Genomic DNA, 18,236 nt, shown 5'->3' on the forward strand with positions numbered 1-18,236 from the left:
TGAGGCGCATGGAATTTCACGAGAAGCTGGACAACTACTGCGAACGCGTCGGACCTGAGTTCTGGTCTGAGCCATTGAACGCCATGACCAATGCCGCGTTTCTGATTGCGGCTTTGGCCGCATTTCTGATCTGGCGCAGAAAAACACCGAACGACCTGGCGGGCTTCGGCCTGATCGTCGTTCTTGCCGCAATAGGCATCGGGTCGTTCCTGTTTCACACTTTTGCGACAAGGTGGGCATCGCTTGCCGACGTCATTCCGATCGCGATTTTCATCCATTTTTATCTTTTCCTCGCGCTCAATCGTTTTTTGCAGCTGCAATGGTGGGCAGCTCTCGGCATCGTTATCGCGTTTTTTGCAGTGACGCCGTTCGCCGGACAGGCAATCGCGCCGCTTGTCGGGTCTTCGGCCGGTTACGTGCCTGCGCTCCTGGCGATTTTTGTTGTTGGAATACTGTTTGTTCCTAAAAATCAGAAGCTTGGTCTACAGGTATTGCTGACAGGGCTGGTGTTCCTTGCCTCGCTCACATTTCGCACGATGGATGAACCTCTGTGCGTGCATCTTGCGTTTGGAACGCATTTCCTGTGGCATGTTCTGAACGGGGTCGTACTGTTTTTGTTGATACGGGTTCTTATTTTACAGCGCGCGAGATAAACCGCAGAGACATTTAAGGAAATTGCAGTCAAAGTTGTAATGTGCAGCACCAGCCGGATTGCATCCAGAAACAGCGACAGAGCCGAGAAGGTCAGGGAGACAGGAAACGTCATGAGCGATAGCAACAAGACCGAGCACGATCTGACCGAAGCAGCGCTTTATTATCACGAGAATCCGAAGCCCGGTAAGCTGGAGATACAGCCGACAAAACCGCTTGGAAACCAGCGCGACCTGGCACTGGCCTATTCACCCGGTGTTGCTGCGCCCTGTCTTGCAATCGCCGACGACCCGTCAAAGGCTGCTATCTACACGTCGCGTGCCAATCTTGTGGCCGTCATCTCCAACGGCACCGCTGTTCTTGGGCTCGGCCATATTGGTCCGCTCGCATCCAAGCCGGTGATGGAGGGAAAGGCGGTCCTTTTCAAGAAGTTCGCAGGGATTGATGTTTTCGACATCGAAGTGGACGAACTGGACGTCGACAAGTTCGTCGATGCGGTTTCGGTGTTGGAACCGACTTTCGGTGGCATCAATCTGGAAGACATCAAGGCACCGGAATGCTTCATGGTCGAGGCAAAGCTCCGGGAAAAGATGAAAATTCCTGTCTTTCACGACGACCAGCACGGCACCGCGATCATCGTCGGAGCCGCCGTCCGAAACGGATTGCATCTTGCGGGCAAGAAAATCGAGGATGCCAAGATCGTCGCTTCCGGCGCCGGAGCTGCGGCTCTTGCCTGCCTGAACATGCTTGTCTCCCTCGGCGCGAAGCGTGAGAATATCTGGATCACGGATATCGAAGGTGTCGTCTACGAGGGCCGTGAAAAGCTCATGGACGAGTGGAAATCCGTGTTCGCGCAAAAGACCGATCTGAGAACACTGGAAGAAGTCATTGACGGTGCGGATGTGTTCCTTGGCCTTTCCGTAGGCGGCGTGCTCAAGCCGCAGATGGTCGAGAAGATGGGCAAGGGACCGTTGATTCTGGCATTGGCCAACCCCAATCCGGAAATCATGCCCGAAGAAGCCCTGGCTGTGCGCGATGATGTTGTGATGTGCACCGGCCGGTCCGATTACCCCAACCAGGTCAACAACGTCATTTGCTTTCCCTTCATCTTCCGTGGTGCTCTGGATGTCGGAGCGACAACCATCAACGAACACATGAAGCGCGCGGCTGTGGAAGCGATTGCGGGCCTTGCACAGGAAGAGCCTTCCGACGTCGTGGCGCGAGCCTATGGTGGCAAGACCGAGACTTTCGGCCCGAACTACCTGATCCCGTCACCCTTCGACCAGCGCCTCATTCTGCGTGTCGCTCCGGCCGTCGCCAAGGCCGCGATGGAATCCGGTGTCGCAACGCGGCCGATCACCGATTTTGATGCTTACTACGACCGTTTGAACCGCTTTGTCTTCCGTTCCGGCCTGATCATGAAGCCGATCATCCAGAATGCGTCGAAGGAGCCGCAAAGGATCATTTATGCGGAAGGCGAGGACGAGCGCGTGTTGCGTGCTGCACAGGTCCTGATCGAGGACCACATTGCCAAACCGATCCTGGTTGGCCGCCCCGATGTTCTGCAGCAGCGCTGCGAGCGCTTCGGCCTGAAGATCCGTCCCGATATTGATTTTGAATACGTCAACCCGCAGGACGATCCGCGCTACCGCGACTATGTGGATGAGTATTTCGAGTGTGTCGGCCGAAAGGGTCTGCCGCCCAGTGCCGCCCGGACCGTCGTACGAACCAACGCGACTGTCATTTCTGCCCTTGCCGTGAGGCGGGGCGATGCGGACGCGGTCATCTGCGGCCTGGAGGGGCGTTTCATCCGGCATCTTCGCGATATCAAGCAGGTGATCGGCGTTTGCGAAACGGCCCGCGATCTTTCCGCCATGTCCCTGCTTATCAACAGCCAGGGTGCCCTTTTCATGTCGGATACTTTCGTCACTGAAGATCCGACCGCCGAAGAGATTTCGGAAATGGCCATCCTGGCCGCTCAGGAAATTCGCCGCTTCGGCATCGAACCCAAGATCGCACTTCTGTCGATGTCCAACTTCGGTTCGAGAGAAACGGCATCATCGCGCAAGATGCGCGAGGCGTTGGACATCATCTGGGAACGCCATCCGGAACTGGAAGCAGACGGGGAAATGCACGGCGATTCAGCGTTGAGCGAAACGTTGCGGGAGCAGGTGATGCCGGGCAGCAGGCTGAAAGGCGAAGCCAATCTGCTGCTTTTCCCGAACCTCGATTCGGCCAATATTGCCCACAACCTCCTGAAGGTGGCGACACAGGCGCTGCATGTCGGCCCGATTCTGCTGGGAGCGGCAAAAACGGCACATATCCTGACACCGTCCGTGACCTCGCGCGGTGTGGTCAACATGTCGGCATTGGCAAGCGTTGAGGCACAAACCCGATTGGCAGACTAGGCCCGCAGAAACTGTCGGGGAAACCGGCTGCTTCAATTCGCGCGTTCACCTTTGCGATGCGGACCTTTAAACCGGCCCGCGTCCCGTCCTGAAAACAAAGTCGCACCATGACCGTGAAAACGCCCGAAAACTGCGTCAGCAAGCAGGATATCCGAACTGCGATTGACATATTGGACGAGGAGTTGATCCGGATCTTCGCGCGCCGGCAGGGTTACGTCCGGCGCATGTCGCAAATCAAGCAACATCCCGATGAAGCATTTGATCGCGAGCGTATCGAAACAATGATTGCAGCAATCCGTCAGCGCGCTGAAGGCCTTGGTCTGGAACCCGCGCAGGCCGAGTTGGTCTGGCGTACGCTGATCGACTGGAATGTGGCATGGGAGAAACGGGCAATATCCACACGTCTGGAAAATGCAGATATTGCGTCCGTCGAAACCGCCGATTGAATGTTTTTAATGCGATGGTGGCTGTTCGGATCGCCGGGAGTACCTAATTAAAGAGAAAATGCCGATTGGCAGTCTCTCTTGTTCGGAGCCCTGAATGAACGTCCTGAGTTTTTGCACGACTTCAGCCGCAGCGTTGGTCCTTCTGGCCGGTTCAGCAGTGATGATGCCTGCCGCCGCCCAGTCATCGGTAGATCCCGAAACAGTCACGGATGGTCTTGCTTATCCGTGGAGCGTGGCGTTTCTGCCTGAAGGCGGCTACCTGGTGACCGAGCGCGACGGTCTTTTGAAATTCGTTTCCGCCGAAGGCGACCAGAGCGTGGTGTCCGGAACGCCCGAGGTCTTCGCGCAAGGCCAGGGTGGGCTGCTCGATGTCGTACTCAGTCCCGGATTTGAAAGCGACCGCACGATCTACATGACGTTCTCGCAAGGTTCGCCCGAAGGAGCAGGGACATCTCTCTATCGGGCAAAGCTGGCGGCAGATGGAGAAAACCACCGCCTTGAAGACGGCGAGACGATTTTCCGGGCCAACAATCGCGCCTATGGCGGGCGTCATTTCGGTTCTCGCCTTGCCTTTGCTCCTGATGGGACCCTGTTCATGACACTGGGCGACAGGGGAGAAGGTTCGCGTTCGCAGGACCCGTCGGAACACACCGGCTCGGTGCTGCGACTGACTTCGAACGGCGATCCCGCACCTGGCAATCCGTTCGAAGGCCTTGAGGGTTACAAACCGGAAATCTGGTCCATCGGACACCGGAACCCGCAAAGTGCGGCAATCAATCCCGTCACCGGAAAGCTCTGGACGGTTGAGCACGGTGCCCGTGGCGGTGACGAAGTCAATATTCCGGAGGCCGGCAAGAATTACGGCTGGCCGGTGATCTCCTACGGACGGCACTATTCCGGTGGCAAGATCGGCGAGGGAACGTCCCGGGACGGCATGGAACAACCTGTCTACTACTGGGATCCGTCGATTGCTCCTTCCGGAATGGCTTTTGTCAAAAGCGACCTGTATCCCGACTGGCAGGGAGACCTGCTGGTTGGTGCATTGCGCGGGCAACATCTTTCCAGGCTCAGGCTGGACGGTGACAGCATAGTTGCTGAAGAACAGCTTCTGGCCGAGTTGGGTGAACGCATACGGGATGTTCGCCAGGCACCTGACGGATTTCTCTATGTTCTGACCGACAGCGATGACGGCCGGTTGATCCGATTGGTCCCGTGATTGCCGGAACGCTTTGTCGCCGAAAGACAAATCCTGCGCATTCGCTTGACATTTTGCGTCCGTAAGACGATATACCGGCGAGCAATTGCTGCCGCGTGAGCAGACTCAATGCACCGATTGCCCGAAAACGCATCGTTTCCGGAGCAGGGTGACTCCCAGTTGCACAGAATTCGAGCCTGATGAGAGGCTCAACCAGTTCCCACATCACGTTAGGGTCTGGCGGCACAGAGCACGGTCTTTTGAAAGGATCTTGCTGCCGCGAACCGACATCAAGCCGCAAAGGAAGACTTTGCGGTGACACGGGCGTTTGTGACGCTCGAAACAAGGAAATGATTTTGACCGAATTTAAAGACCTGGGACTTTCCAGTGGCCTGTTGAAAGCTGTCTCGGAAAACGGCTACACGTCACCGACACCTATCCAGGAAAAAGCTATTCCGCTCATCCTTTCGGGCCGCGATCTCATGGGCCTTGCCCAGACCGGCACCGGAAAGACCGCAGCATTCGGGTTACCGCTGATCGACCGGTTGCTTGCCGAAAACGAACATGCGCAGCCAAGGGGCGCGCGCGCGCTTATTCTCGCACCGACACGCGAACTGGTGAACCAGATCGCAAAAAACCTGGTTTCTTACCTGAAAACCACCCCCTTGCGTGTATCTTCCGTCGTCGGTGGCGTATCGATCAACGGACAGATCAAGCGGCTCTCCAGGGGGACGGATATTCTCGTGGCCACTCCGGGCCGGCTTCTTGATCTCGTTGACCGAAAGGCCGTCAACCTGGGTACCGCGTCCTATCTCGTTCTCGATGAAGCCGACCAGATGCTCGATCTCGGCTTCATCCATGCATTGCGCAGGATAGCCGGACTGGTCCGTCAAGAGCGGCAAACCCTGCTGTTTTCTGCAACGATGCCGAAACAGATTTCCGAGCTCGCACGCTCCTATTTGCGCAATCCGGAACGGGTTGAAGTCTCGCCGACAGGACGGACCGCCGACAAGGTTACCCAGTCCGTGCATTTCATGGATCAGAAAGCCAAGACGGATTTCGTGCTCAAGCAATTGCAGTCCAGCCCGGACGACATGTCGCTTGTCTTTTGCCGGACCAAACATGGTGCTGAGCGTCTCATGCGCAAATTGTCGCAAAACGGCGTTGCGGCGGGCTCCATTCACGGAAACAAGAGTCAGAACCAGCGTGACAAGGCGATCCGGGATCTGCGCGAAGGCCGGATAAATGTACTTGTGGCCACCGACGTTGCCGCCCGCGGGATCGATATCCCGGGAGTGAGCCATGTCTACAACTTCGAGCTGCCTGAAGTCGCTGAAGCCTATGTTCACAGGATCGGCCGCACGGCACGTGCCGGCGCTGCCGGTGAAGCAGTTGCACTGTGCGCTCCCGAGGAGATCGCGTTGTTCCGTCAGATTGAAAAACTGATCGGTATCGAGATTCCGGTCGCCAGCGGCGATGTTCCTCCAATGGCCGCAGCAGCGAGCCGGTCAAAGCGCGGTGGACAGAACCGTGGTGGGCAAAATCGAGGCGGCAGCAAGCCGGCGCCCAAGAAGCCATTCCGCAAATCGTCTTCCAAGAACGACAACGACAACAACAACGCATCTGCAAGGCAGGCGAAGCGCCGCAGGCCAAACAACCGCAAAAGGGCTGCCTGATCCAAGGCAGCTGCGCGGTTTCCAGAGAAGCGGATTTTAAAAAAATTGCACCGGGAAGTGGCCTTCCCGGTGCCAAACCTTGTGGTCGATGGGGTCCAGAGCAACAAAAGCCGCTCTGACTGTACAGTTGGAAGCCGTTCAAACCCGATCCGAAACCGCCGCAGTCCGGTCGGGAAGCCGCTGCTTCCTGCCCACAAGGCACCCGATCGCCGATGGGCGACCAGATATCAAATTGTTTTGGGGAACTCGCGAGACCATCGCGAACAACGTGACGTCAATCGCCAAAACATGGCGAAAATCAACCAACTAAGCCCCATTGACAGTAAAACTAGATTAACCAACTCGAGTCTGCAATCGTCGACGATTGCGTGTATAAATGCATGTGGATATCCGGTTATCTCAAATTTTTCAGATATTTAGATGGAAAAAAGCGGTTATTTCCCGATTCTTGCACTTAACTCAGGATTGAATCGAGCGAGTTGGCAAAGCAAGAAATGCTTTAGTTTCAAAGAATTGCAAGAAACATTTTCTTTATCTATTGTTGTATAGAAAATTCTTATACGCCTTTAATTGCGGTGGAATTTCAATAAGCGGTTGAAAGCTATGGAAAATCGGGCAGGGCCTTATCAGTGCTATTTATTCGATATTACTGATCTGGACTTGATGCCATTGCGAAGTTTCCTCAGCGTTACGAAATTCGGCTTCGAACGAGATAAAAATTTGACCAATTAGTATAAATTTGAACTCTCGAGTCATAATAAATTTTTATCTGGCGAAGTAGGTGGTTGACGCGAACGTAACGTAAGGATAAATCGGCGCGCACCGACGCATTCATTAACCAAGTTTAACAAGTGCAGAGGCTTTTTTAACCAGACAAAGATCTGGGCAAGGTGCACGTTGGCTCCATCAGGACCTTCGACTCCCATGAATTTGAATTGCCGTTTGAAAGAACGGCTCAGGCCTTGTGGCGCGGGCGATCGCGCAACGCATGGACGTCCGAGACGTCCGGCCTTCCAGCTGTGCGCAATTGACAACCGCAACGGACCGGCACCCCCACTTCGCCGGTCTGATAACACCCATCGGCCACAAGACGGCAGCGCCGGGAAGTTTGACTTCCCGGCGCTGTTTGTTTTCATGCATTACTACGTTCGTAGGAATGACCCTCTGACAGCGATCAGAAGGCAAATGGCAGACACCGCCAGAAGGACTGACCCGATTGCAAAGGGAGGCGTAAGGCAGCCCTCGGCCAGGGCCAATTTATGTACTCTGCCACCCCATTCAAATATCCAGTCTCCAATAACTGCGATTGCCAAGGCAAACGACAGTGTTGCCGACAGAACGCAAAGCCATCTCTTTCGAAAAATGAGCGAAACAAATATCAGGGCGAGGAATGCCAGCCCGGATGTTGAACCAAAGAGAAACACAAGTTCGTCGTATTGAGACGCAGGGCCAGCGTCAGAATTCCAATCTGGCCTAACCTTGTCGCAGACTTCGGCTTGCGCGCTCACACATGAAAGAAAGAGAGCGGCCGAAGCCGCCCCAATCCGATGTGTCAAGGTGGTCAGCATCTCGGCGGTTACATGTTCGGATAATTCGGTCCGCCCGCACCTTCCGGCACTGTCCAGGTGATGTTGCGGTTCGGATCCTTGATGTCGCAGGTCTTGCAGTGCACGCAGTTCTGCGAATTGATCTGGAAGCGCGGCGCATCTTCGCCTTCCTCGACCCACTCGTAGACGCCAGCCGGGCAATAGCGGTTGGAAGGACCTTCGAACACATCGTGCTCGGACGATTTCTGAAGCGCCATGTCGGCAACCTTCAGGTGGATCGGCTGGTCTTCCTCGTGGTTGGTGTTCGACAGGAACACGGAGGAGAGTTTGTCGAAGGACACGACACCATCCGGTTTCGGATAGTCGATCTTCTTGCAGTCCTTGGCCGGTTTCAGGGTGTCGGAGTCCCGTTTGCCGTGCTTCATGGTGCCGAAGAAGGAAAAGCCGAACAATTCGTTCGTCCACATGTCCAGACCGCCGAGACCGATCCCGATCCAGGTGCCGAATTTCGACCAGAGCGGTTTGGCGTTGCGCACTTTGTGCAGGTCCTCTCCGATCGGGCTGTTGCGCCACGCCGTATCGTAATTCGCCAGTTCCGTATGGGCTTCGCCGCGTCCGATGGCGGCCATCACCTCCTCGGCTGCGAGCATGCCGGAGAACATAGCGTTATGTGAGCCCTTGATGCGCGGAACATTGACGAACCCTGCCGAGCATCCCATCAGCAAACCGCCGGGAAATGAAAGTTTGGGAACCGACTGATAGCCACCTTCGGTGATTGCGCGCGCGCCGTAGGAAATGCGTTTGCCGCCTTCGAATGTCTCACGGATTGCCGGATGGGTCTTGAAACGCTGGAACTCGTCGAACGGTGACAGCCAGGGGTTTTCGTAGTTGAGATGGAGCACGAAACCGACGGCAACCTGATTGTCTTCCAGGTGATAAAGGAAGGATCCGCCACCGGTCTTGCCGTCGAGAGGCCAGCCGAAGGAATGCTGCACGAGGCCGAGCCTGTGTTTTTCCGGATCAACCTGCCAGAGTTCCTTGATGCCGATGCCGAACTTCGGCACGTCGCTGTCCTTGTCGAGATCGAATTTCTCGATCAGTTGCTTGGCAAGCGATCCGCGGGCACCTTCGCCGATCAGCGTATATTTTGCGCGAAGCTCCATGCCGCGGGTAAACATTGCATTGGGTTTGCCGTCGCGGCCGATCCCCATGTCACCTGTCGCGACGCCGGCAACACTGCCGTTTTCATCGTAAAGCAATTCAGCCGCAGCAAATCCCGGATAGATCTCGACCCCGAGCGCCTCGGCCTTTTCCGCCAGCCAACGGCAAACGTTTCCGAGGGAAACGATGTAGTTTCCGTGGTTGTTCATCAGCTTCGGCATGAACAGGTTCGGAAGGCGCATGGACCCGGCAGGGCCGAGCACAAGGAAATGATCATCCGTGACGGCGGTCTTGATCGGTGTTTCCTCGTCGCGCCATTCCGGAAGAAGTTGATCAAGCGCGACAGGGTCGATAACAGCACCAGACAGAATGTGGGCGCCGACCTCGGATCCCTTTTCTAGGACAACGACACTCAGTTCCTCGCCTTTGTCGCCGGCGATTTGCATCAGCCGGATTGCCGCGGCAAGTCCTGCCGGACCTGCGCCGACGATCACGACATCAACTTCCATGCTCTCGCGTTCACCAAGCGCGTCTTGTTCGCTCATTTTTGTCTCCCTCTACCCGGTGGGGCCTTATCCCTATCGCCTTGTTTGCCCTATTTTGCGGCGCAAAACACGACATTTTTCTATCCTGAATGCGAAATCCGGACCCCATTTGACTGTATTTTCGCCAGATAGATCAAAGCCGGAGAGACGCGTCAAGCAAAAGGCTAACGTTTACGTAAACGTTAATTACGCTGAGGTGGCTGTAGAGAGATGTGCAAAGACGCTGAAAATCGAACTATCCGCAGCCTCTGTCACCGGGTGCCGCTTGTGCTCGCGGGCCAACCGGATAATATCGCACCTCGGAGGTCGATCTCTTGCAAAATCCCCAACAAGATCTGAGAAAAATCGAAAGCCTGCTGGAGTTTTATGTCGACGCTGGCATCGACTGTTTTTTGGGGGATGAGGCGGTTGATTGGGCCGAGCAGACACTCAGGCAGGCCGCGGAACGTCGCCGGGCTCAGGTCGCGGTCTCTGAACCCAAAGACGCGCAATCGATCGGCTCGAGTGCTTCGCAACCGGCGCGGATCGATACCGGCCGGTTACCGAAATCACCCGCCCAGCCACAGACGTCGATCACACCACAGGCTCCGACCGCATCGCAAACCCCTGTCAATCTGTCGCAGGGCACGGCCGCAGGGCAACCGGCTGTTATTCCCGATCAGCAGATCGTTGCGTCCGCCCGCGATCTTGCTGCATCAGCTGAAACGCTTGATGATCTCAGGGCCTGTCTGGAAGCCTTCGACGGCTGTAACCTGAAGCTCACTGCCAAGAGGCTGGTTTTTGCAGACGGGTCTCCGGATGCCAGGCTGATGTTTGTCGGCGAAGCTCCCGGACGGGACGAAGACCTTCAGGGCAAACCCTTCGTCGGGCGGTCCGGCCAGCTCTTGGATCGCATGCTGACGGCAATCGGACTGGATCGTTCATCCGCCTATATCGCGAATGTCGTTCCCTGGCGACCACCGGGAAATCGAACGCCGACACCGCAGGAAACAGAAATCTGCAAGCCGTTCATCAAGCGCCAGATCGAGCTGGTCAATCCGGACGTGTTAGTCTTTCTCGGGGCTGCGTCCGCCAAGAACCTGCTCGGCGTCCAGGACGGCATTCGCAAGATGCGCGGCCGATGGATGAGTTATCCGGTCACGGGACGGCAGATAGCGGCGATCGCGACATATCATCCGGCCTATCTGCTGCGCAGTCCCTTGGAAAAACGCCTGTCGTGGCGCGATTTCCTCAGCATTCGCGCGAAACTGACCGAAAGTTAAATCCCTCATTTGACCTCGCGTTAACACCGTTTTTAGGCTTCAGGTTGTAGTCTGGGGTGTGGTGAATCCGGAGGTTCAATTGAGCACCTTTAACGCTGTCAGGACTGCAGACAACTGCGTCGCGGCACTAGTCGTCGATCTTGCGGATATGACCTGTTTTGAGGCGTCGGTGCTTGATCTGACCGACAAGGGGTGTTGGATCGTTTCAGAAAAGGTCGACCTGCTCAAGGAGGAGGTCGGTCTGCGTCTGGAAGGCTGTGACAAGCTTGTCCGTGGAACGGTTATTGCTTTTGGTGACAATGAAGCCAGGATCAGCTTTGAACCCATGAAGTCGCAGTCCGGCGAAAAACGGCGCGAAATTCGGCGTCCCGTCTGGATCAGCACAATAGTCTGCGGAAAGACCAGCCCTTTCACCATGAAGTGCAGGATCGTGGATGCCAGCAAATCAGGGTGCCGGATTGAAGGAGACAATCTGGATCGCCTGCCCCGGGAGGTCGAAATCTCGATTCCGGGACTTGATCTGCCGATTTCCGCGAAAATCGTGTGGCGCGCGGAGGGGAGCGCGGGTGTTCGTCTCAACTGGCCATTCGCGCCGGCACCGATGCCGACACCGGAGATGATCGCGATCAAACTCGACCGTGAAAAGGAAAAGGAAGCCCAAAAGCCGAAGCCGAAAAAGCGCATTAGCGCCTTCGGATCTTGACGACCACAGAGCGTTAGATCGCGCACGGAACGAATTAAGGTTGCCGGCGACCTTTGCAAGTGCAGAGACGATACATATATCGGGAGAAGATTTTGATCACTCTCAGGGCTTTCCAGCGTGCTTTCCAGCTTTCGTCGTATTCTTCCCAAACGTTTCCGCAATGACAAACCGGTCATTCCCGTCGTGCGCCTGCAAGGTGCCATCGGCATGCAGAGCCCGATGCGCTCCGGACTGTCTCTGGCTTCAGTAGCACTGCCCCTGGAAAAAGCCTTCTCGATCAAGAAGGCACCAGCAGTCGCATTGATCGTCAATTCCCCGGGAGGGTCTCCGGTACAGTCACGCCTGATTTTCAAGCGCATTCGGGACCTTGCCAAGGAAAATGACAAGGACGTCCTTGTTTTCGTGGAGGATGTCGCGGCAAGCGGCGGCTATATGATCGCACTTGCCGGTGACGAGATCTTTGTCGATCCGTCTTCCGTCGTCGGGTCGATCGGCGTTGTCGCGGCCGGTTTCGGTTTTACGGAACTGATCAAGAAAATTGGCGTCGATCGCCGCGTTTACACGGCAGGCGAAAAGAAGGTGACGCTTGATCCGTTCCAGCCGGAAGATCCTGAGGACATCGCCTATCTGAAAACGCTTCAGCTGGAGATCCACGAAACCTTCATTGATCTGGTGAAATCCCGGCGTGGTGACATTCTGACAGACGATCCGGACCTGTTTACCGGAAAATTCTGGACTGGCCGCACCGCCGTTCAGCTCGGACTTGTCGATGCCATCGGTGACTTGCGAGCCGTTTTGCGTGAGCGCTTCGGTGAAAAGACGCAACCGAACCTGATATCTGCGCCGCGCGGTCTGTTCGGCCGAAGGGCTGGTCTCGGTGTTGCACTGAAAGGGCAACGACTGACTGAAGGCCTTGGGGAAGAACTTATTTCCTCCGTGGAGGAACGGGCGATGTGGATGCGTTACGGCCTTTAAATGGACGTATTGAAATTGTGAGGTGGGAGCAAGAAGGGGAGTAGAAATGACGGAACTGATAGGTGTTGCTGCCCTGGCCGTTGGCGGCTACTGGATCGTCCAGCGCGTCAAGCGCAAGATGGCCGAAGTCGAGAACCAGATCTCCAAGGCCGCGGCAAAGGCCGACCCTAACGGTCGCGGCGCAAAGCTCGTTCTGGATCCTGAGACAGGCAGGTATCGTCCAGGCAATTGAACCGCGCCGGCGGAGCACAAGCTCCGCCGAGAGGAACCTAGGCGTTCGTTTTTGCAGTGGATGCAACAAACAGACCCCAACGCAGTGTTTTCCTTCTGGCTGTTACGCCGAGGATCATGGCGGTCAGCACGACAAGCAGGAATTCCGCCGCGGGACCTGCCAGCCAGATCCCTGTTTCACCGAAATATGCCGGTAGCGCGATCAGCAACGGCAGAAAGAAGAAATACGGTTTGATCAGACTGATCAATGCCGCGCGCATCGCGTCGCCAAGCGCCTGGAAATAGGCCGCGATAACGAAGAGCGGACCGGCGGCAAACATCAAAGCGACTGTGATCGGCATGATCCTCGACAACTCGCCGGACACCTGCAAATCATCGACGAACAGGAAACCGACCGGTCGGGCAAAAACCGTCAAGAGTATTTGTGCACCAAGGCAATAACCGAACGCTGTCAGAAGTCCGAGCCGTAGTGTGTCGTCCGAACGCTTCCATTCTCCCGCGCCGTAATTGTTGCCGATCATTGCCTGCAGTGCCTGGGTCAATCCGAGCAGCGGCAAGAAGACGAAGGTCATGATGCGGGTCACGATGCCGAAGGCGGCGACCGTTGCTTCGTATCCTTCCTGCCCGAAATACTGAAGCGAGGTGAAGGTTGCCGCAGAGCTGAGGGCAATACCGGCAAAGTTCAGGCTTTGAGGGGCTCCAAGAGCAAAGATGGACCACCAATGCGCGGTCAGCGGATAGCTTAGCAGAGCGCCGGGTTTCAGGACTGTCTTTGCTCGCAAGCGAAACAGGATCACCACTGTAAACGTCAGCAGCTGCGCCAGCGCAGTCCCGTAGGCTGTTCCCGCGACACCAAGTTTCAGGATGGCGACCAGCACGAAATTGAAGACAATATTGGCCAGCGATACAAGAAGGCTGACCCCGGCCATCTGCATGACGAAGCCTTCGCTTCGAAGGGCACCCGTTTGGACTGAAAGCACAAAGAGAAGTGGCGAGGTCCAGACTGTGATAGCGAGGTATGTATATGCCATTCCGGCGATCGGTTCCGACCCCTCGGCAGCAATCAAGATCAGCGGGTATCCACCGGCTGAAAACAGGACGATTGCTCCTGCGCCGGTACAAAGTGCCAGTCCGTGTGCACCGGAAAATACCGATCGTGCACCATCGATATGGCCGCCACCAAGGTTGCGGGCGAGGATACTGTTCATCCCGTTTGAGACCAGCGTCGCCATCGCGACAAGCAGCATGTAGGCGGGAAACATCAAGGTGACTGCGCTGAGCGCATCGGGTCCTACGAACCGGCCAAGAAACACGGCATCCGCGACCGTCAAAAGGCCGTTCATGCTCATGACCAGTATGATCGGCAGTGCGGTTTTCAATAAGGTGAGGGTGAGTGGTCCCTGTGTGAAGACGTTCTTCCGCGAAGTGTCGGATGACATTTCGTTCTCCAGGTCGTTATTTCGCAAGGAAGGGGAAGCTCGCATTGCCCGCAACGCGAAACGCGTGGAGGAACGAAAAATCGTCAAATCCGGATCTTCACCAAGACGGAGGTCGGCGAGCGGCTGGCGTCCGGAGCCGCGATGTTGGTAGTTTGTTGAAGGAGATGCGTCAACCCCGGCTGTCGCTGCACGCCATTTGGTGTGTGTGCCTCCTGGGCAGCGCGTCTTGACCTTGCCGCCGCATCGTGGCACCTCTCGCTCCGCAATGGCGGGACTGTCCTGCCGCCAAGAGCCAATTGCGGAATGAAAATCCATGTCCACTGAAAACCTGCCGGCGCATATGCGTCCGGAAAATTCCTTTCAAGGCCTGATCCTGACGCTTCAGCGTTTCTGGGCAGACCAGGGCTGCGTGGTGCTTCAGCCTTACGACATGGAAGTCGGCGCCGGGACGTTTCATCCGGCAACCACTTTGCTCTCGCTCGGGCCGCGGCCCTGGAGGGCCGCCTATGTGCAGCCGTCGCGTCGCCCGACCGATGGACGCTACGGTGAAAACCCGAACCGCCTGCAGCACTATTACCAGTTCCAGGTGATCTTGAAACCGTCACCCTCCGACCTTCAGGATCTCTACCTGAAGTCGCTCTATGCAATAAGTCTGGACCCGAAGTTACACGACATCCGTTTCGTGGAGGACGACTGGGAAAGCCCGACACTCGGTGCCTGGGGGCTTGGCTGGGAGTGTTGGTGCGACGGTATGGAAGTCTCGCAATTCACGTATTTTCAGCAGGTCGCCGGGTTCGAGTGCTCCCCGGTTTCCGGCGAGCTCACTTACGGTCTAGAGCGTCTGGCCATGTATATCCAGGGCGTCGATAACGTCTATGATCTCAACTACAACGGCATGGAAGGCGATGCGAAGATCACTTATGGCGACGTCTTTCTCCAGGCCGAACAGGAATACTCGCGTCACAATTTTGAACATGCGGACACGGACATACTGTTCCGTCACTTCAAGGATGCCGAAAACGAGTGCCGTGCGTTGCTGGCGGCCGGCGCGAAGGCACGGGACGAGACGGGCGCACATGTGCACCAGGTTGTGCTTCCCGCATACGATCAATGCATCAAGGCCAGCCATGCTTTCAACCTGCTGGATGCGCGCGGCGTCATATCGGTGACCGAGCGTCAGAGTTATATTCTGCGTGTGCGCGAACTCGCAAAGGCCTGCGGTGCTGCATTTCTGGAGACGGAAGCCGGCGGTGTCGGCTATCACAACCAGGCGGCAGAATAAGCCAGGTGAATTCCTGTTCTTGAAGGACGGGCAGTGATCCGGGGTCTCAGGCAATCGACGAGACAGTTGATACGGTATTGAAACAATTCCCTGTGCCTGCGCGGGATGACAAGACAGTGCTCAGGCGCTAGCCTCCGGTCATTCTTTACGGGGGGGTTCACGTTGGCCTGGTTCATTCTTGCATTTCTGATCGCTGTCTCGGTCTTTGCGATTTTTCTTTACAACACGCTCGTCAAGAAAAGGCAGATGGTTAAAGAGGGCTGGAGCGGCATCGACGTCCAGCTGAAACGCAGGGCAAACCTCATTCCCAATCTGGTCGAAACCGTCAAGGGTTATGCGGATCACGAGCAGCAAACACTGGACAACGTCACACAGCTGCGGGCTTCGGCTGGTTCCGTGCCGCGCGACGACGTGGCCGGAAGAGCGAAGGCGGAAGGCGCGCTGAGCCAGGCACTCGGTCGCCTCTTTGCAGTTGCCGAGGCTTATCCTGATCTCAAGGCGAGCGAGAATTTCTCCGATCTTCACAAGTCTCTCGACGAGATCGAGAACGCAATTCAGATGGCGCGCAGGTACTACAACGGCGCCGTACGCGGCCTGAACGTTGCGGTGGAGAGCTTTCCTTCCAATCTTGTTGCCTCTCGGTTCAAGTTTGAAAAGGCGGAATATTTCGAGATCGAGGACGAAGCAGACAGGGCCGTACCCAAGGTTCAGTTCTAGGGAGGCGATCGCATGATTTTCCGAAACGCCTTCGCTTGTCTGGTGTTCGCTGTCCTCTGTGTCACAGGCGCGGGGGGCATCGCGGCTGAAGAACGGTTTCATCGTTTTGTCTCCAACATCGATGTCGCCGAAAACGGGCTTTTGACAGTTACTGAAACGATCACGGTTCGCGCTGAAGGCAACAACATCAAGCGGGGAATATTCCGCGATATTCCATTGATGATCGAAGGTAAGGACGGTCGGACCTACCGCGCCGGATTCCAGCTGCTCTCGGTCTTGCAGGACGGCCGGGACGCAAGTTTCGCTCAAACGTCAAGCCGGGACGGTGTCAGGATTTATATTGGCGAAGAAAACGTCTTCCTTCAGCCGGGCGACTATACCTACACGATCAAGTACCAAACAGATCGGCAGATACGCTTTTTTGCCAATCATGACGAAGTTTACTGGAATGCGACCGGAAACGAGTGGATCTTTCCGGTCGATGAGGCTGTCGCGAGGGTGATTCTACCGGAGGGAGTAAGGGCACGGGACTGGACGGCATATACCGGCGTGTTCGGCGCCACAGGCAGGAATTATGATGCGCGTGTGGGCGACGACGGTCGTGAGGTCATCTTCACGACCACGAGGCCTCTGGCCGCCTATGAAGGTCTGACAGTCGTGGTCGCGATGCCCAAGGGTTCCATCACGCCGCCAACAGAAGCCGACCAGATCGGTTACTTCTTGAATGACTACCGCTCTGAACTCATCGGCGGCGCAGGCGTGCTGCTGGTCCTGGCGTATTATCTCGTTGCCTGGCTTTTTGTGGGACGCGACCCTGCGAAGGGTGTCGTCTTTCCCAGGTTCAAACCGCCTGCGGGCGTATCTCCGGCACTTTCCAGATACGTTCTGACCCGTGGTTTCGGCGACGGTGGCTGGATTGCACTGACGGCAGCCAGCCTCAATCTTGCGGTCAAGCATTGCTTGCGGCTGGAAGAGCGCGACGGAGACATGATGCTTGTGCTCGACGATATCGTTGCTGACGAGACCAATGGGCTGCCGAAGGGCGAAGCTGCCCTGGTTGCTTTCCTCAAGGATCGAGGGTCGCCGTTGCAGATCTACAAGGGCAATGGCAGCTCGATCAAAACGCTCGGCAGGAAATTCAGAAGCGCGATCGAAGTGGAGAGCCGGAACGTCTTTTTCAGGAACAACCGGTCGTTTCTTGTCCCGGGAGCCATATTGAGTGTCGTTGCAATCATTGCGCTATTCATATTCGGCCAGATGCCTCCTGATCAGATGGAGTTTGCCTTTCTGTTCATGGTGTTGTCGATCTTCGCCGCGGCTTTCTCAGTGAACATCGGAAAGGCGATTTTTCGAATTTCGAACATGCAGATCCGGATGGCCCTTATCTTTCTGCTGTTCGTATCAGCGATGGTGGTCACCGGGCTTTTTGCGAACAATATTTCCGGTGGCGTGTCTACGCTTCCGATTTTGCCCGTGGTGGCCGCGGCTCTGGTCGCACTGAATGTCCTCTTCTTCTTTCTGCTTGGCGCACCGACCGCACTCGGACGCCAGGTGCTCGATGAAATCGAAGGGCTCAAGCTTTATTTGTCGGTCGCCGAAGAGGAGCGGCTCAACATGTCGGAAGTACCGGACATGAGTACAAGTCATTTTGAGGATCTTCTCCCCTACGCAGTCGCGCTGGGCGTGGAAAAGCCTTGGTCAAAGGCATTCGAGGGGTGGTTGACGACGGCCGCAGGTGCCGCCGTCGCGGCAAGTTACAGTCCCGGCTGGTATGCAGGGCACAGGTTCGAAGCCAGTCGTGTCGCCGACACGCTTGGACAGACGACCAGTTCCATGGCGCAGTCTTTCCAGTCCTCGCTTCCCGTTCCCAAGTCGTCGAGTTCCGGCTTTTCCGGCGGGTCGTCAGGCGGTTCGTCAGGTGGCGGCGGCGGTGGAGGCGGCGGGGGAGGCTGGTAGCAGGCGGCCATTTGCGTCCGCGCAGGAACCCGAACGTCGAGA

General features: G+C 56.3%; 14 protein-coding genes. 12 read left to right on the top strand and 2 right to left on the bottom strand.

Features of this window, described 5'->3' with window-relative positions; translation table 11 throughout:
• Positions 1-8 precede the first annotated feature (8 nt).
• From LA5095_RS01260 to LA5095_RS01280, 5 genes are all read left to right on the top strand, one after another.
• On the top strand, positions 9-653 hold the full coding sequence (locus tag LA5095_RS01260) for a ceramidase domain-containing protein (RefSeq protein ID WP_055111239.1): 645 nt from the start codon (positions 9-11) through the stop codon (positions 651-653).
• Between the two features lie 111 nt (positions 654-764).
• The gene (locus LA5095_RS01265; RefSeq protein WP_029063786.1) at positions 765-3,059 is read left to right on the top strand and encodes an NADP-dependent malic enzyme; all 2,295 of its coding nucleotides are present in this window, start codon (positions 765-767) and stop codon (positions 3,057-3,059) included.
• A 107-nt stretch (positions 3,060-3,166) separates the two neighbouring features.
• Positions 3,167-3,505, top strand: a complete 339-nt coding sequence (locus LA5095_RS01270; protein WP_055111242.1) for a chorismate mutase — start codon at positions 3,167-3,169, stop codon at positions 3,503-3,505.
• 94 nt (positions 3,506-3,599) lie between these two features.
• The gene (locus LA5095_RS01275) at positions 3,600-4,721 is read left to right on the top strand and encodes a PQQ-dependent sugar dehydrogenase (RefSeq protein WP_055111244.1); all 1,122 of its coding nucleotides are present in this window, start codon (positions 3,600-3,602) and stop codon (positions 4,719-4,721) included.
• Positions 4,722-5,056: 335 nt separating this feature from the next.
• Entirely contained in the window at positions 5,057-6,376 is a 1,320-nt protein-coding gene (locus LA5095_RS01280; protein WP_055112604.1) for a DEAD/DEAH box helicase, read from the top strand.
• 1,576 nt (positions 6,377-7,952) lie between these two features.
• Here LA5095_RS01280 and LA5095_RS01290 read toward each other — a convergent pair.
• On the bottom strand, positions 7,953-9,629 hold the full coding sequence (locus tag LA5095_RS01290; RefSeq protein ID WP_055111248.1) for an electron transfer flavoprotein-ubiquinone oxidoreductase: 1,677 nt from the start codon (positions 9,627-9,629) through the stop codon (positions 7,953-7,955).
• Positions 9,630-9,943: 314 nt separating this feature from the next.
• On the opposite strand from LA5095_RS01290, the gene LA5095_RS01295 reads away from it, so the two are divergent.
• The 4 genes from LA5095_RS01295 to LA5095_RS01310 all read left to right on the top strand — a co-directional run bounded on the left by LA5095_RS01295 (position 9,944) and on the right by LA5095_RS01310 (position 12,801).
• Positions 9,944-10,891: a uracil-DNA glycosylase gene (locus LA5095_RS01295; protein ID WP_235808836.1), complete on the top strand. Its 948-nt coding sequence runs from the start codon at positions 9,944-9,946 to the stop codon at positions 10,889-10,891.
• 79 nt (positions 10,892-10,970) lie between these two features.
• Entirely contained in the window at positions 10,971-11,594 is a 624-nt protein-coding gene (locus LA5095_RS01300) for a PilZ domain-containing protein (RefSeq protein ID WP_144436101.1), read from the top strand.
• Between the two features lie 117 nt (positions 11,595-11,711).
• Positions 11,712-12,569: a S49 family peptidase gene (locus tag LA5095_RS01305; protein ID WP_055111251.1), complete on the top strand. Its 858-nt coding sequence runs from the start codon at positions 11,712-11,714 to the stop codon at positions 12,567-12,569.
• Positions 12,570-12,615: 46 nt separating this feature from the next.
• A complete protein-coding gene (locus LA5095_RS01310) occupies positions 12,616-12,801 on the top strand; it encodes a hypothetical protein (RefSeq protein WP_035899534.1) in 186 nt (61 codons plus the stop codon).
• A gap of 37 nt (positions 12,802-12,838) precedes the next feature.
• On the opposite strand, the gene LA5095_RS01315 is transcribed toward LA5095_RS01310, so the two are convergent.
• The gene (locus LA5095_RS01315) at positions 12,839-14,239 is read right to left on the bottom strand and encodes an MATE family efflux transporter (protein WP_055112607.1); all 1,401 of its coding nucleotides are present in this window, start codon (positions 14,237-14,239) and stop codon (positions 12,839-12,841) included.
• Between the two features lie 340 nt (positions 14,240-14,579).
• Between LA5095_RS01315 and LA5095_RS01320 the strand changes: the two genes are divergently transcribed.
• The 3 genes from LA5095_RS01320 to LA5095_RS01330 all read left to right on the top strand — a co-directional run bounded on the left by LA5095_RS01320 (position 14,580) and on the right by LA5095_RS01330 (position 18,194).
• Complete coding sequence (locus tag LA5095_RS01320) at positions 14,580-15,521, top strand: glycine--tRNA ligase subunit alpha (RefSeq protein ID WP_055112608.1); 942 nt, start codon at positions 14,580-14,582, stop codon at positions 15,519-15,521.
• Between the two features lie 162 nt (positions 15,522-15,683).
• Positions 15,684-16,238, top strand: coding sequence for a LemA family protein (locus tag LA5095_RS01325; protein ID WP_055111253.1), 555 nt, complete (start codon positions 15,684-15,686; stop codon positions 16,236-16,238).
• Positions 16,239-16,250: 12 nt separating this feature from the next.
• Positions 16,251-18,194, top strand: coding sequence for a DUF2207 domain-containing protein (locus tag LA5095_RS01330; RefSeq protein WP_055111255.1), 1,944 nt, complete (start codon positions 16,251-16,253; stop codon positions 18,192-18,194).
• Positions 18,195-18,236: the final 42 nt, after the last annotated feature.

Origin of the sequence: Roseibium album (genome assembly GCF_001404515.1) — a bacterium.
Classification (GTDB): domain Bacteria; phylum Pseudomonadota; class Alphaproteobacteria; order Rhizobiales; family Stappiaceae; genus Roseibium; species Roseibium album.

Coding starts and splice junctions, on each gene's coding strand:
- LA5095_RS01265 (WP_029063786.1), top strand. CDS start 765: ATGAGCGATAGCAACAAGACCGAGCACGATCTGACCGAAGCAGCGCTT.
- LA5095_RS01310 (WP_035899534.1), top strand. CDS start 12,616: ATGACGGAACTGATAGGTGTTGCTGCCCTGGCCGTTGGCGGCTACTGG.
- LA5095_RS01260 (WP_055111239.1), top strand. CDS start 9: ATGGAATTTCACGAGAAGCTGGACAACTACTGCGAACGCGTCGGACCT.
- LA5095_RS01320 (WP_055112608.1), top strand. CDS start 14,580: ATGCGTCCGGAAAATTCCTTTCAAGGCCTGATCCTGACGCTTCAGCGT.
- LA5095_RS01275 (WP_055111244.1), top strand. CDS start 3,600: ATGAACGTCCTGAGTTTTTGCACGACTTCAGCCGCAGCGTTGGTCCTT.
- LA5095_RS01270 (WP_055111242.1), top strand. CDS start 3,167: ATGACCGTGAAAACGCCCGAAAACTGCGTCAGCAAGCAGGATATCCGA.
- LA5095_RS01290 (WP_055111248.1), bottom strand. CDS start 9,629: ATGAGCGAACAAGACGCGCTTGGTGAACGCGAGAGCATGGAAGTTGAT.
- LA5095_RS01315 (WP_055112607.1), bottom strand. CDS start 14,239: ATGTCATCCGACACTTCGCGGAAGAACGTCTTCACACAGGGACCACTC.
- LA5095_RS01330 (WP_055111255.1), top strand. CDS start 16,251: ATGATTTTCCGAAACGCCTTCGCTTGTCTGGTGTTCGCTGTCCTCTGT.